Annotated in this window: 12 protein-coding genes; 7 read left to right on the forward strand and 5 right to left on the reverse strand. The window is 62.7% G+C overall.

All coding sequences use genetic code 11. The annotated features are described in order from the left end of the window. Positions 1-13 precede the first annotated feature (13 nt). The 6 genes from glyS to ILT42_RS18200 all read left to right on the forward strand — a co-directional run bounded on the left by glyS (position 14) and on the right by ILT42_RS18200 (position 8468). Complete coding sequence (glyS, locus tag ILT42_RS18175; protein ID WP_204217190.1) at positions 14-2260, forward strand: glycine--tRNA ligase subunit beta; 2247 nt, start codon at positions 14-16, stop codon at positions 2258-2260. 96 nt (positions 2261-2356) lie between these two features. Then, on the forward strand, positions 2357-3004 hold the full coding sequence (locus ILT42_RS18180; protein ID WP_229428750.1) for a L,D-transpeptidase: 648 nt from the start codon (positions 2357-2359) through the stop codon (positions 3002-3004). Between the two features lie 416 nt (positions 3005-3420). After that, on the forward strand, positions 3421-6099 hold the full coding sequence (gene ppdK, locus ILT42_RS18185) for a pyruvate, phosphate dikinase (protein WP_204217191.1): 2679 nt from the start codon (positions 3421-3423) through the stop codon (positions 6097-6099). A gap of 2 nt (positions 6100-6101) precedes the next feature. Beyond that, a complete protein-coding gene (locus ILT42_RS18190; protein WP_204217192.1) occupies positions 6102-6371 on the forward strand; it encodes a hypothetical protein in 270 nt (89 codons plus the stop codon). A gap of 75 nt (positions 6372-6446) precedes the next feature. Then, positions 6447-6791: a GFA family protein gene (locus tag ILT42_RS18195; protein WP_204217193.1), complete on the forward strand. Its 345-nt coding sequence runs from the start codon at positions 6447-6449 to the stop codon at positions 6789-6791. Between the two features lie 195 nt (positions 6792-6986). Continuing rightward, on the forward strand, positions 6987-8468 hold the full coding sequence (locus ILT42_RS18200) for a calcium-binding protein (RefSeq protein WP_204217194.1): 1482 nt from the start codon (positions 6987-6989) through the stop codon (positions 8466-8468). Positions 8469-8515: 47 nt separating this feature from the next. On the opposite strand, the gene ILT42_RS18205 is transcribed toward ILT42_RS18200, so the two are convergent. From ILT42_RS18205 to ILT42_RS18225, 5 genes are all read right to left on the reverse strand, one after another. Continuing rightward, positions 8516-8971 carry a GFA family protein gene (locus ILT42_RS18205; protein WP_204217195.1) on the reverse strand — a complete coding sequence of 152 codons (456 nt, stop codon included), beginning with the start codon at positions 8969-8971 and terminating at the stop codon, positions 8516-8518. Beyond that, positions 8968-9594, reverse strand: coding sequence for a glutathione S-transferase family protein (locus ILT42_RS18210; protein WP_204217196.1), 627 nt, complete (start codon positions 9592-9594; stop codon positions 8968-8970). The genes ILT42_RS18205 and ILT42_RS18210 overlap by 4 nt, the downstream gene beginning before the upstream one ends. 60 nt (positions 9595-9654) lie before the next feature. After that, on the reverse strand, positions 9655-10542 hold the full coding sequence (locus ILT42_RS18215) for a LysR family transcriptional regulator (RefSeq protein ID WP_204217197.1): 888 nt from the start codon (positions 10540-10542) through the stop codon (positions 9655-9657). Between the two features lie 64 nt (positions 10543-10606). Next, on the reverse strand, positions 10607-10990 hold the full coding sequence (locus ILT42_RS18220) for a hypothetical protein (RefSeq protein WP_204217198.1): 384 nt from the start codon (positions 10988-10990) through the stop codon (positions 10607-10609). Between the two features lie 891 nt (positions 10991-11881). Continuing rightward, positions 11882-13096, reverse strand: a complete 1215-nt coding sequence (locus ILT42_RS18225; protein WP_204217199.1) for an NADP-dependent isocitrate dehydrogenase — start codon at positions 13094-13096, stop codon at positions 11882-11884. 355 nt (positions 13097-13451) lie between these two features. Between ILT42_RS18225 and ILT42_RS18230 the strand changes: the two genes are divergently transcribed. Beyond that, positions 13452-14189, forward strand: a complete 738-nt coding sequence (locus tag ILT42_RS18230; RefSeq protein WP_204217200.1) for an RNA methyltransferase — start codon at positions 13452-13454, stop codon at positions 14187-14189. Position 14190 lies beyond the last annotated feature (1 nt).

Consider the following 14190-nt stretch of genomic DNA (forward strand, 5'->3'; position numbering starts at 1 on the left):
GCGGCGAGTCCCCATGCCCGATCTTCTCCTTGAACTCTTCTCCGAAGAAATCCCGGCCCGGATGCAGCGACGGGCGGCGGAGGATTTGAAGAAGCTTGTGACGGATGCTCTCGTGGAGCGCGGCTTTGTCTACGAAGGTGCGAAGGCCTTCTCGACGCCGCGCCGCTTGGCGCTTCACATCGCGGGGCTGCCGGCCAAGGGCCAGGACGTGCGCGAGGAGCGAAAAGGTCCCCGCGTGGGCGCGCCCGAGGCGGCCGTTCAGGGCTTCCTCAAGGCGGCGGGGCTCGCCTCGCTGGATCAGGCAAAGATCGAGAGCGATCCGAAGAAGGGCGAGTTCTACGTGGCGCTGATCGAGCGTCCCGGCCGTCCGACCCAGGACGTGCTGGCCGAGACCCTGCCGCAGATCATCAAGACCTTCCCGTGGCCCAAATCCATGCGCTGGGGCGCGGCCTCCGTAGAATCGGGCTCGTTGCGCTGGGTGCGCCCGCTGCAATCCATCCTCTGCACCTTCGGACCCGAGACAGAGGAGCCCGAGATCGTGCGCTTCGCCGTGGACGGGATCGAATCCGGCGACGTGACGCACGGCCATCGTTTCATGGCGCCCGGGCCGATCCGCGTGAAGCGCTTCGACGATTATGCTCCGGCCTTGGAGCGGGCCAAGGTCGTGCTCGATGCCGACCGGCGCAAGGACATGATCCTGCACGACGCCCGGGACCTCGCTTTCGCGCAAGGGCTCGAACTGGTCGAGGACGAAGGGCTGCTGGAAGAGGTCGCCGGTCTGGTCGAATGGCCCGTCGTGCTCATGGGCTCTTTTGATGAGGCTTTTCTCGACATCCCGCCGGAGGTGATCCGCACCACGATCCGGGCCAATCAGAAATGCTTCGTGCTGCGCCACCCTCCTCTTGAGGGGGAGGGTCGACGCGAAGCGGCGGGGTGGGGTGGAAACGCGACATCGGAAGGTTCGGCGCCAACACCCCCCTCTCCATCTCTCCCCCACAAGGGGGGAGAGGGCCGTGATGCGCTTGCCAACAAGTTCCTGCTCACCTCCAACCTCATCGCCAGCGATGGTGGCGCGACGATTGTCGGCGGCAATGAGCGCGTGGTGCGCGCGCGCCTGTCGGACGCCAAGTTCTTCTGGGAGACGGACAAGAAAATCCGCCTGGAAGACCGGCTGGAGAAGCTGAAGAGCATCGTTTTCCACGAAAAGCTCGGCACGCAATTCGAGCGCGTGGAGCGCATCGCGGCGCTGGCGAAGGAACTCGCGTCGGTCGTCGGCGCCGATCCCGAATTGGCCGAGCGCGCCGCGCGTCTCGCCAAGGCGGATCTCGTGACCGAAATGGTGGGCGAGTTCCCCGAGCTGCAAGGCCTGATGGGCCGCTACTACGCGGCCATGCAAGGCGAAAACCCATCTGTCGCCGCCGCCATGGAAGAGCACTACAAGCCGCTGGGTCCATCGGATCGCGTGCCCACCGATCCCGTGTCGGTGGCCGTGGCGCTCGCCGACAAGATCGACACCCTCGTGGGCTTCTGGGCGATTGATGAAAAGCCGACGGGCTCGAAGGATCCCTATGCGCTGCGGCGCGCGGCTTTGGGCGTGATCCGCCTGGTGCTGGAGAACGGCCTTCGCCTCGAGCTGTACGATGTGGTGAAAAAGGCGCTTGCGATTCTGACTGCACAGGGACGCGCGGGTGAGAGCGATCCCGAGAAGGCCGAATTGGTCCTTCTCGATCTCGTTCAGGAGTTCTTCTTCGATCGTATGAAGGTGAGCCTTCGCGACAAGGGAATCCGCCACGACCTGATCGACGCGACGATCGGTTTGGGTGAGTGGGACGATCTTCTCATGATCGTCCGCCGCGTCGAGGCGCTCGGCCGCTTCCTCGATACGGAAGACGGCGCGAATCTTCTTGCCGGCTCCCGTCGCGCGGCCAACATCCTGCGCATTGAAGAGAAGAAAGACGGGCGTTCCTATGATGAGCCCGCTGATCTCCAGATCGTGAGCGAGCAGGGGCAGATCGAGGAGAAGGCTCTCGTGGTGGCTCTGCGCGGCGCGACGGACGAGGCCCGCAAATCCGTCGAAGCGGAGGATTTCGAGGGCGCGATGCGCGCTTTGTCGCGGCTGCGCCAGCCCGTGGATGCATTTTTCGACAAGGTCATTGTGAACGCGGACGATCCGGCCTTGCGCGCCAACAGGTTGAGGCTTCTCAACGAGTTGCGCCAGGCCACGCGCACGGTCGCGGATTTCTCCCGCATCGAGGGGTGAGGGGGACGATCCTGTTAAGCTGTGGCGCTGGTGTCACAGCCATGGTTCCGGCTTCGGGTTAGGCAGGCTAGAATTGTCCAACCCGGTTGCGAGCCAATGATTTCCCGACGCTTGATTCTCGGTGCTCTTCTGAGCGCGCCCCTTGCCGCCTGCCAGACCACCCAGGCCCCGCAGGCTGTCGCTGAGGCGGACCCCTATGCGGGATGGTATATCGGCTTCATGCCGGATAAGCCGCATGACGTGCCGCTGGTCGACCGCCGCCGGATGGACCCCAAATACATGCGCCAGACGGTCGCCTATATGGGTTCCGAGAAGCCCGGCACCATCGTGGTCGATATCGACGAGCGCTTCCTCTACCTGGTCCAGGACGATGGCAGGGCCCTGCGCTACGGCGTCGGCGTCGGCAAGCAGGGCTTCTCCTGGAAGGGCGTAGCCTCCGTGGGCCGGAAAGGCGTCTGGCCCGCCTGGTCCCCCACCAAGACCATGGTGAGCCTCAGGCCCGACCTGCCGCGCTACCGCGAGGCCGGTCTCGACAACCCGCTCGGCGCCCGCGCCCTTTACCTCTACCAGAATGGCGGCGACACCCTGTTCCGCATCCACGGCACCAACGAGCCCTGGAGCATCGGCGAGCAGGTCTCCTCCGGCTGCGTGCGCATGCTGAACGAGGATGTGGTCGACCTCTACGAGCGCGTCCCCACCGGCACCACGGTCTATGTGAAGCGCAACGGGCGGTATCGAGTTTAAATCGTCGTCGGGATGAACAACAGGCCGGGCAATGCCCGGCCTTTTTTGTTACAGCAGCCTCTCCTAATTGGGTCGGGGCTCATCGCGCAGCCTCATCCTGAGGGGATGGCGCAGCCATTCGTCTCAAAACATTATCCTGAGGGCCCGCGTAGCGGGCGTCTCGACCTCATCCTGAGGGAGCCGCAGGCTCGTCTCGAAGGATGGTCCAGTTGGCACCGGAAGCACTCCGCTGAACCCTCCTTCGAGACGGCCTGACGGCCTCGTCAGGATGAAGTCCGGAGGCAGAGTGCTGGGCCGCCATGGCCCTCTGCCCTAACTCCAAGGAACCTTGGCCGTTCAGGTTGCGTTTTGGCGCGACATGCTTCAAGCCAATAGCCTCTGCGTTCGCAGGGTCTCGTGAATCCAAGGGGTCGAAGATGGCGCAGTGGGTGTATACCTTCGGGGACGGCAAGGCCGAGGGCGAGGCGGGGATGAAGAATCTCCTGGGCGGCAAGGGCGCCAACCTCGCCGAGATGTCCAATCTAGGCCTCCCGGTGCCGCCGGGCTTCACCATCACGACGGAAGTCTGCACGTATTTCTACGACCACGGCCAGTCCTACCCGCCGGAGCTCAAAGCTCAGGTCGAGAAGGCCCTGGCCTATGTGGGCAACCTCACGGGCCGCACCTTCGGCGATGCCGAGAACCCGCTCCTGGTCTCCGTCCGGTCCGGCGCCCGCGCCTCCATGCCGGGCATGATGGACACGGTGCTCAATCTCGGCCTCAACGACATCACGGTCGGAGCGCTGGCCCGGGGCGCGGGGGACGAGCGCTTCGCCTACGATTCCTACCGGCGCTTCATCACCATGTATTCCAACGTGGTGCTCGATATCGGCCACCACCATTTCGAAGAGGCCCTCGACGAGTTCAAGGACCGCAAGGGCTACAGCCTCGATACGGATCTCACCGCCGAGGATTGGAAGGCGCTGATCCCGCGCTACAAGGCTATTGTGGAGAAGGAGCTCGGCAAGGCCTTCCCGCAGGACCCGGAGGAGCAGCTCTGGGGGGCGGTGGGCGCCGTGTTCGGCTCCTGGATGAACAACCGCGCCATCAAGTACCGCGAGCTGCACACCATTCCGGCGAGCTGGGGCACTGCCGTGAACGTGCAGGCCATGGTGTTCGGCAACATGGGCGAGACCTCGGCCACCGGCGTCGCCTTCACGCGCAACCCCTCGACCGGCGAGAGCGAGCTCTACGGCGAGTTCCTCATCAATGCGCAGGGGGAGGACGTGGTGGCGGGCATCCGCACCCCGCAGGACATCACCGAGAAGGCCAGGATCGGCTCGGGCTCGGACAAGCCCTCCATGGAACGGGCCATGCCCGAGGCCTACAACGAGTTGGTTCGCATCTACGGCATTCTCGAGAAGCACTACCGTGACATGCAGGACATGGAATTCACGGTGGAGACCGGCAAGCTCTGGATGCTCCAGACCCGCAACGGCAAGCGCACCGCTAAAGCCGCGCTTCGCATCGCCGTGGAGCTGGCCTCCGAGGGCTTGATCACGCAGGACGAGGCGGTGGGTCGCGTCGATCCGGCGGCGCTCGATCAGCTGCTGCATCCGACCATCGACCCCAAAGCCGAGCGCAAGGTCGTGGCCTCGGGGCTGCCCGCCTCGCCGGGCGCGGCCTGCGGCGAGATCGTGTTCAATTCCGACGACGCCGAGACCGCCAAGAAGGCGGGCCGCAAGGTCATCCTGGTGCGCGTCGAGACGTCGCCGGAAGACATCCACGGCATGCATGCGGCGGAAGGCATTCTCACCACGCGGGGCGGCATGACCTCCCACGCCGCCGTGGTGGCGCGCGGCATGGGCAAGCCCTGCGTGTCCGGCGCGGGCTCGATCCGCGTGGATTATGCCGCCCAGACCATGACGGTGGCGGGCAAGGCGTTCAAGAAGGGCGACATCCTCACCATCGACGGCGGCAACGGGCAGGTGCTCGAGGGCCAAGTGAAGATGCTGGAGCCCGAGCTGTCGGGCGAGTTCGCCACTCTGATGGGCTGGGCCGACAAGGCGCGCCGCATGAAAGTGCGCGCCAATGCCGAGACGCCGCTCGACGCCAAGACAGCCCGCACCTTCGGGGCGGAGGGCATCGGCCTATGCCGCACCGAGCACATGTTCTTCGAGGGCGACCGCATCGTGGCGGTGCGCGAGATGATCCTGTCCGACGACGAGGCCGGACGGCGTGCGGCGCTTGCCAAGCTGCTGCCGATGCAGCGAAAGGACTTCACCGAGCTGTTCACCATCATGAGCGGCCTGCCGGTGACGATCCGCCTGCTCGATCCGCCCCTGCACGAGTTCCTGCCCCACACGGAGGCGGAACTTTCCGAGGTCGCCAAGGTGATGAACGTGCCCGCGGACAAGCTGAAGCAGCGTGCCCGCGACCTGCACGAGTTCAACCCGATGCTGGGCTTCCGCGGCGTGCGCCTGGCGATCGCTTACCCTGAGATCGCCGAGATGCAGGCCCGCGCCATCTTCGAGGCGGCCGTGGAGGCCGGAAAAGCCACCGGCAAGCCTGTGGTGCCGGAAGTAATGGTGCCGCTGGTGATGACCAAGGCGGAGCTGGATCTCGTGAAGGCCCGCATCGTCGCCATGGCGGAAGCGGTCGCGAAGGAGAGCGGCGTCACGGTGGAGTATCAGGTCGGCACCATGATCGAGCTTCCCCGCGCGGCGCTCCGGGCTGCCGAAATCGCCGAGACGGCGGAATTCTTCTCGTTCGGCACCAACGACCTGACCCAGACCGCGCTCGGCATCTCCCGTGACGACGCGGCCTCGTTCCTGGGCAGCTACACGCAAAAGGGAATCCTGGCCGCCGACCCGTTCGTGACCATCGACCAGGAAGGCGTAGGCGAGCTGATCAAGCTCGCGGCGGAGCGCGGCAAGCGCACCCGCAACGGCATCAAGCTCGGCATCTGCGGCGAGCATGGCGGGGATCCGGCCTCGATCCACTTCTGTCAAGGTGTGGGCCTCGATTACGTATCGTGCTCGCCCTACCGCGTGCCGATCGCCCGTCTCGCTGCCGCCCAGGCCGCCCTCGGCGGCAAGGCCGCATCCCAGGCGTGATCATGCCTGTGACCGCCAGCCGCTGGCTCTATCTGGGCGTGATGCTGATCGCGGGCCTCGTGATCGGCCTCATCGTTGCTCCACGCCCTCACTTGAGGGACGCGTTCATCATGCCGGCCTTGTGGCCACTAGGTGTCTCCTTCATCTTGGAGATGATCCTGGGATTCGCCGTGGCGCAGGGCAAGGCGCAACCCCTCACCATGAACGACCGGTTCATCGGCGTGATCGGCGCGGGCCTTATCGTCGTCGCGCTGATGTACGCCATGGCGTGATCGGAGTGGGAGCGCTTTGCAGGCTCGCTCTCACCGCTTAAGGGGACGATGTGCCAAATGTCGGAGCGAATGAGTATGCACCAAGGATCCTGCCATTGCGGCGCGGTGACCTTCGAGGTCGAGACCGATCTCGAACAGGTTATCGCCTGTAACTGTTCCCATTGCGGCCGCAAGGGGCTCTGGCTCGCCTTCACGCCGCGCGGCGCCATGACGATCACGAGCGGCGAGGACAATCTCGCCACCTACACCTTCAACACCCACACCATTCAGCACCGCTTCTGCAAAACCTGCGGCGTCCAGCCCTTCGGCGAGGGCAAGGCTCCGAGCGGGATGGACACGGCGGCGATTAACGTCCGCTGCCTGACGGATGTGGACTTGAGCGCGATCGAGCCGGTGCCGGTGGACGGACGAAATTTTTGACATTGCCGATTGCGATGTGTCAAAGGCCACCGGTGAATAGATTCCCGTCCGATACTGATCGGATGAACTCAAGACTCTGACGTAGAAGAACTGCTTGATAATATTTCCACAGACTTGAACTTGGCCGTTGATGTTATAACTAGATATGTTATATCGAATAAAATATTGCTTATCTTACTAGAAAGTTTTCCCAGAATGGGCACAAGTGACCTCAATGCCAGGATCGGCATCGAGATGCTCGATGGCGACCGGATTCATACGAGCGTGGGTGGATCAGTCGGAATTGACGCGGGCAATGCAGCCTACGTTTGGAACACCAATTCCACCAAGCTCGGCACGCTTGAGATCAGCGTCGCATCCGCTGACAAATTCGACAGCTTTACTGCTGAGTCGACAGATAAGGTGAAGTTCTCCAAAGGCCTTGAAGTCGGCAGCAAAATCGAATTTCTGGCGAATGGGTATCGCTACCCGGTTGGCGAAATTGTTGAGCGCTCCGGCGCGGGCCACATCAAGATCAAGATTGCGGAATATGGCTATGGCCTTGGCAACGTCATTCAAGCCATCGAGTATAAAAATCTGGCTGATGACATCAGCTACACGGCCAGCAAAACTATTCGGTTCAGCCTAAAGTCCGATTCCGGTCTCGATCTGAGCGCAGGCGTCCAACTCTCTGTCTCAACCGGGACGCCGATTACGTTCTACTCGCGTCATGATGAGCGGATCGTCGGTTCGGACGGCAATGATGTTTTCAATCTCGCTGAAGCCAATCTCAACGGCTCGAATAGCGACTCCGTCGACGGTCGCGCAGGCTACGACATCCTGAATATCAACACCCTCAATCACGGCGGCGACTTCCTCGGACTCAGGAACATCGAACAAATCAATGGGACCGTCGGGTTCGATACGATTACGGTCTCTTTGGAGGAGTATACTGCCCTCCAAGTGGTGGATTTGAAGGACGATGGCGCTCTCATAGTTGTTGCGGATACGCTTGATCTGCGCGGAAAGTCGTTCTTCGGCGTGAGCCAGCTTTACGTCGGTGGCCCACCAAAAGCTGTTTTTCCCGGCAACGGGCAGATCGAGACCGTCTATAGCAAGAGCGTTGCCACTGTCGACAATGTCGAGCACGCGAAGATGGTGCACAATACATCGCTTGGCGGCGGCCAATTGATCGTGACTCAGGGTGTTCTTTCCGCGAAGGATCGTGCTCTGATCTACAGCCACAACATCACTGAAATCATGTCCTACGAGTCGCCCGCCTTCAGGGACGCGATTGGCAACAACCAGAAGAACGTGTTGCGCGGCACCTCAAAGGACAATGTGCTCGATGGTGGCCCAGGAGCCGATACGCTTTATGGCCGGGGCGGTCGCGACGTGTTCATGTTTAGCGACGCCCTCGGGAAGAAGAACGTCGATAAAGTCAAAGACTTCAAATCCAAGTATGACCGGATCCAGCTGGATAGCGACGTGTTCACGGGCTTAGACGAAGGCAAATTGTCCAAATCCGAATTTCGCCTCGGCAGCAAGGCCAAGGATCGGGACGACCATATTCTCTATGATCAGAAAACCGGAAAGCTGTATTTCGATGAGGACGGCTCTGGGCGCAAGGCTGCCGTGGAGTTCGCAAGCCTCGACCATAAGCCTGCTATCAGCCATCACGACTTCTTCATCGTGTGAGCAGGTCACGCTGAAAAGGACTGGCCGCGACGCTGCCGGTCCACCTCTCAATCATGATCCGGATGCTGCCGTGATTTGAGTTTCGGCAGCATCTCGGACGGCATTCCGGTTTTCTCCGCGCGGAGGAGATGCAGGGTGTCGAAGGCAGGGAGCTTGCCTTCGATGCCCCATTGCACTTCCGGCTTGATCCGCGCCGGTTCGTCCAGGCTGCCGATGGACACGCAGATGCGGTCCTCCTCCAGGACGTCGTAGGTCAACGGCGTCCCGCACGCCTGGCAGAACCCGCGCGCCACGGCCTCCGAGCTGCGAAAGGTGCTCAAGGAGCCCTTGGTCCAGACGAGGTCTGCTTTCGGAACGCCGGTCAGAGGGGCAAAATAGCTGCCGAACGCCTTCTGGCACATGCGGCAGTGACAAATGCTGGCCTCGGTGGGCTCGGACATCAGCGCGTAGCGAACGGCGCCGCACTGGCATCCGCCCTTCATGACGGGGCTCGCGTCGGTCATGCCGGCTGTCCCTTCATCTCGGCGATCAAGGCATCGTCCTTTTCATTCGCCCGCTGATGCGCCGGGCGCTCCAAGAGGCGAGCGTAGTAATCCTCGAACGCCGTCCGCTTCTCGATGGAGCCGAATTGCAGGCCCCAGCCGATATGCGAGCCGACATAGACATCGGCTGCGGTGAAGCGGTCTCCGGCGATGTAGGGCGCCTTGGAGACGGCCTTCTCCAGGGTGTCCATCACGCTGGCATAATTGCCGTAGCCCGCCATGCGCGATTGCTCGCGCGTGACCTCGAACTTGAGCGCCCTGTTCGTGACAGCAGCCTCCAGGGGGCCCGCCGCAAAGAACATCCAGCGGTAATAATCGGCGCGCTCTTCTGGCTTGGGCGCAAGACCCGCTTCCGGGACGGCTTCGGCCAGATAGGCGCAGATGGCTGCGCACTCGGTAACCACCGTCTTGCCGTGGACGAGTGTCGGCACTTTTCCCATGGGATTGAGCGCCAGGTAGTCGGGCGACTTCATGTCTTCGAACGCCACGACTTTGATGTCATAGGGAGCGCCCGTCTCCTCGATCATCCAGCGCGCGATGCGTCCCCTGGACATGGGATGCGAGTACAGAACGAAGTCGGCCATGCGATTCTCCATCTTTCAGGGCGAATGTAGCAGCGACATTCAGCGGAAGCATCCGCCGGTTCAAGCGGCCACTTCGCGCGTCTCGGCAAGGGCCCCGCGAATGTGCCGTGCCAATTCCCGCACGAGATGCCCGGGCCTGCTCCGTGGCAGGTGGAGATTGATCATGAACGGCGGGAGGGGCGGCAATCCCGATGTCTCATCCAGGATCTCGAAGCCGGAGGGCACGGTCGAGGTCATCCAGACCATAACCGCGACATCGGCCGCGACGGCGGCAACCTGTTCCGTCGTGTCCCTCAAATCGGGGATCCCGTACCACGGGATGTCGGCCCTCCGTAGGGCCTCCCGCATCGGCGGCACGAACGTGCAATCCTTCCATCCGATCGACACCGGCAGGGGGCGCCGGCGGGCCGCATCGCCCTTGGGCGCTCCCACCCAGACCAGGGGATCGAGCCGAAGCGTTTCCCCACCCGGATCGCAGGAAAGCTCCGTGGTGATCGCGAGGTCGACCGAACCGGCGTCGAGTTCGCGGCGCAGATTGACGCTGGAGTCGCTGTTGAAGGTCACGCGGGCTCTCGGATAGTCCCGGACGAAATTCTTGAGAAACATCGGCAGATAGGCCGTCATGATATCGCTCGGTATGCCGAGCCTGATCTCTCCGTCGAACTCCGGCGTTTCCATATCCAGGAGCATCTCGTCGTTCAGGGCGAGCATCCGCTGGGCCCAGACCAGCAGTCGCTCACCCTCCCGCGTCAGGGTGAAGCCTCGTCTTCCGCGGGTGATCAGGGTCTCGCCGAAGAGATCCTCCAGGCGTTTGATCTGGAGGCTCACGGCAGCCTGGGTCAGCTTGAGGGTGCCCGTGGCCGCGGTCATCCCGCCCGCGTCGATCACCGTCACGAACGCTCTGAGGAGGGCGATGTCGATGTTGCGGTTCATGGCGATGGTCTTCACCGAGGTTTCAGGGGGCTAAGGACACCCTACGACAAAAACGCAACACAATATAGTTGTGATCATCTCATTCAGGCGGTGACCAGACATACTGGGGCAGGCAGAACCACAAACCGCCCGGACCTTCGATCTCGGCACCTTTCGCGAGCCACTCACGGATCACAGAGTCGATGATCTCTTCGGGTCGGGAACCGTATTGGCGCTGGAGGATCCAGTCATGCGGGCCATCGGGCCCGCCGCCGATCACGGGAACAGCGCCGCGCGACAGGAGTTCGGCGATGCAACGGCGGACATAATCAGTCAGGGCGTCGCCTTCTAGATCGAAACCGCGACGGGCACCCGGCACAATCTGCCACATGCCGACGGCATCGATCGGCAACTCGTCGGCGACCGCCACGATATGTTCGGAGATCGTATTATGATAGAACTTGTTCGTTGGTTCTCTGGTCATCTCTTATGAACCTTGTAGCCTGGACCGATCTGCGGGTGCTTGTTTTCAATGACCTCAAACGTAATGCCGTTATGTTCACTTCGTCGTATGCCGAAGATGGATCCGTCTGTCCTGCGAAACCAGTTTCCTTGATAAGCCTGTGGCGATGAAATGAGCTGGGCGCCAGGGCTGATACTTTCGAGAAGTTCGTCAAACTCACTTTTAGATATTGTTCGAACATCAGTCCTGGCACGCCTATTTCTCGATCCAATAGGTTTCCCGTCCGACAATAGATAATCTTGCATGGGCCTGGATGACCTCTCTTGCGCACCCAACTCCCTGAGCCGCGCCGTAGCTTGCTGCGCCTCCGACTGGTTCGCCAGGATTTGACCCTCGACGCCCTCATAAAGGCTGGGACGCGGTTTCCAAGAGGGATCGCGTTGCTGCACCGCTCCCACGAGCGCTCGTGCCTGAGCGGCCGTGACATCCAGGCGCGCTTCCTGGGCGGGCGTAACGGGGTGGGCTCTGCCGCCGATGACCCGATATCCGGATGGAAGTTTTCGGGGTCTGAGTTGAGCATACTCGGTACGCGGCGTTCCACTGCCGCCGCCACCGCCCGTCCACCTCCCGCCACCTGAACTCCCGGCGGGAACGCGTGGCTGGTTCGGATCGTAGCGCTTGCAGAGTCTTTCGATGCGAAGCAGCCGCACCTCCAACTGAGCCGCCGCCAAGGCGTGTCGAGCCTGAAGCCAGTCCTGCCGCGAGCACCTGAAACCGTTCATCCAAAGCCCTCGAAACATTCAGGAAACGCTAGAACATTTCATGAACATTGTCAAGCTTCACTCCGAGTCCGGGCCATGAAAAAGCCCGGCGCGAGGCCGGGCTTTCGTCTCATCGGACATGCAAGGACGTTTAAGCCGCCATCGCCTTCTTGAGGTTCTCGTCGATCTTGTCGAGGAAGCCGGTGGTGGAGAGCCACTTCTGCTCCGCGCCGACGAGCAGCGCGAGATCCTTAGTCATGTAGCCGGCTTCGACCGTGTCGATGCAGACCTTCTCGAGAGTCGAAGCGAACTTGGCCAGCTCCTCGTTGTTGTCGAGCTTGGCCCTGTGGGCGAGGCCGCGGGTCCAGGCGAAGATCGACGCGATGGAGTTGGTCGAGGTCTCCTTGCCCTTCTGGTGCTCGCGGTAGTGGCGGGTCACTGTGCCGTGGGCGGCCTCCGCCTCCACGGTCTGGCCGTCCGGCGTGAGCAGCACGGAGGTCATGAGGCCGAGGGAGCCGAAGCCTTGCGCCACGGTGTCGGACTGCACGTCGCCGTCATAGTTCTTACAGGCCCACACATAGCCGCCCGACCACTTGAGGGCCGAGGCCACCATGTCGTCGATGAGGCGGTGCTCGTAGGTGATGCCGGCGGCGTCGAACTTCGCCTTGAACTCGTTCTGGTAGACCTCCTCGAAGATGTCCTTGAAGCGGCCGTCATAAGCCTTCAGGATCGTGTTCTTCGTGGAGAGATACACCGGGTACTTGCGCAGCAAGCCGTAGTTCATCGAGGCGCGGGCGAAGTCGCGGATCGAGTCGTCCAGGTTGTACATGGCCATCGCCACGCCCGCATCCGGGAACTTAAACACTTCCTTCTCGATCACCGTGCCGTCGTCGCCCTCGAACTTGATCGTCAGGCGGCCCTTGCCGGGGATCTTGAAGTCGGTGGCGCGGTACTGGTCGCCGTAGGCGTGACGGCCGACGATGATGGGCTGGGTCCAGCCCGGCACGAGACGGGGCACGTTCTTGCAGATGATGGGCTCGCGGAAGATCACGCCGCCGAGGATGTTGCGGATCGTGCCGTTGGGCGACTTCCACATCTCCTTGAGGTTGAACTCCTTCACGCGGGCCTCGTCCGGCGTGATGGTCGCGCACTTGACGCCGACGCCGTACTTCTTGATCGCCTCGGCGGCCTCGACCGTCACCTTGTCGCCGGTGGCGTCGCGGTGCTCGACGCCCAGGTCGTAGTACTTCAGGTCGATGTCGAGATAGGGGTGGATCAGCTTGTCCTTGATGAAGTGCCAAATGATGCGGGTCATCTCGTCGCCGTCGAGCTCGACGACCGGATTGGCAACCTTGATCTTCGCCATGATCTCACCTTGCGCTTGAGGGGGCTTTCGGGAACCCGCCGGACGGCGGGTATCTGCCGGGCGCTATAGCGCGACTGGGGCGGCGGGGGAAGGAGACCCCAGTGCCTTTTTGTGACCGGTCGGACCCTATCCGCCTTCCGTGAGACCGTGTCCGGCTCGACGGCGGGCAGCCCGTTGGGCGGAGGGCATCAGGCATGGCAGACCCGGTCCTAGCCAAGGACGGGTCACGCCGGGCCTCCCATTCTCGGTCCGGTCGGGGTAAAGCGCGGGCGTGCAGCCGCGCGGACCGCTCGATGAGCGGGACGTCATCAGAGCTCCCGTCCGGGTTTTCCTGGCAGGGACGATGGAATCCTCGATGTCCCAGAAGCCCATCATCATCCTGGTCGAGCCGCAGTTGGCGGAGAATATCGGCATGGTGGCCCGCGCCATGGCCAATTTCGGCCTGTCGGAGCTGCGGCTGGTCTCCCCGCGCAACGGCTGGCCCAAGAAGGGCGCCCATTCGGCAGCTTCGGGCGCGACCCATGTGCTTGAGCGCGCGAAGCTCTTCGAGACCGCCCGGGAGGCCGTCGCGGACCTGAACTACGTCCTCGCCACCACGGCGCGGGAGCGGGGGCAGATGAAGCGGGTGCGCGGGCCCGACGCCGCCATGGCCGAGGCGAAAGCGCGGCTCTCGGCCGGGCAGGGCGTCGGCATCCTGTTCGGGCGCGAGCGGACGGGACTGGAGAACGATGAAATCTCGCTGGCCGACGCCATCGTGACGTTCCCGGTCGATCCGCAATTCGCGTCCCTCAACCTCGCCCAGGCCGTCCTGCTGATATCCTACGAGTGGCAGAGGGCGGAGACCGGGGGCGCTCTTCCGTTCGCGGGCGAGGCCCGGGCCGCGCCGGCGCCCAGGGAAATGCTGGCGTCGTTCTTCGACTTCGTCGAAACCGAGCTGGAGGCGGTCGGCTACTATCCCGAGGGCAAGAAGCCCATCATGGCGCGGAACATGCGCGACATGTTCCATCGCCAGGAGATGACCGAGCAGGACGTGAGAACCCTGCGCGGGGCGATTCGCGCACTTGCGGAAAGAAACCGTTTGAGAAAGCCTTAAG

The sequence above is a fragment of the Microvirga pudoricolor genome, from assembly GCF_016892705.1.
Classification (GTDB): domain Bacteria; phylum Pseudomonadota; class Alphaproteobacteria; order Rhizobiales; family Beijerinckiaceae; genus Microvirga; species Microvirga pudoricolor.

Coding starts and splice junctions, on each gene's coding strand:
- glyS (WP_204217190.1), top strand. CDS start 14: ATGCCCGATCTTCTCCTTGAACTCTTCTCCGAAGAAATCCCGGCCCGG.
- ILT42_RS18180 (WP_229428750.1), top strand. CDS start 2,357: ATGATTTCCCGACGCTTGATTCTCGGTGCTCTTCTGAGCGCGCCCCTT.
- ppdK (WP_204217191.1), top strand. CDS start 3,421: ATGGCGCAGTGGGTGTATACCTTCGGGGACGGCAAGGCCGAGGGCGAG.
- ILT42_RS18190 (WP_204217192.1), top strand. CDS start 6,102: ATGCCTGTGACCGCCAGCCGCTGGCTCTATCTGGGCGTGATGCTGATC.
- ILT42_RS18195 (WP_204217193.1), top strand. CDS start 6,447: ATGCACCAAGGATCCTGCCATTGCGGCGCGGTGACCTTCGAGGTCGAG.
- ILT42_RS18200 (WP_204217194.1), top strand. CDS start 6,987: ATGGGCACAAGTGACCTCAATGCCAGGATCGGCATCGAGATGCTCGAT.
- ILT42_RS18205 (WP_204217195.1), bottom strand. CDS start 8,971: ATGACCGACGCGAGCCCCGTCATGAAGGGCGGATGCCAGTGCGGCGCC.
- ILT42_RS18210 (WP_204217196.1), bottom strand. CDS start 9,594: ATGGCCGACTTCGTTCTGTACTCGCATCCCATGTCCAGGGGACGCATC.
- ILT42_RS18220 (WP_204217198.1), bottom strand. CDS start 10,990: ATGACCAGAGAACCAACGAACAAGTTCTATCATAATACGATCTCCGAA.
- ILT42_RS18225 (WP_204217199.1), bottom strand. CDS start 13,096: ATGGCGAAGATCAAGGTTGCCAATCCGGTCGTCGAGCTCGACGGCGAC.
- ILT42_RS18230 (WP_204217200.1), top strand. CDS start 13,452: ATGTCCCAGAAGCCCATCATCATCCTGGTCGAGCCGCAGTTGGCGGAG.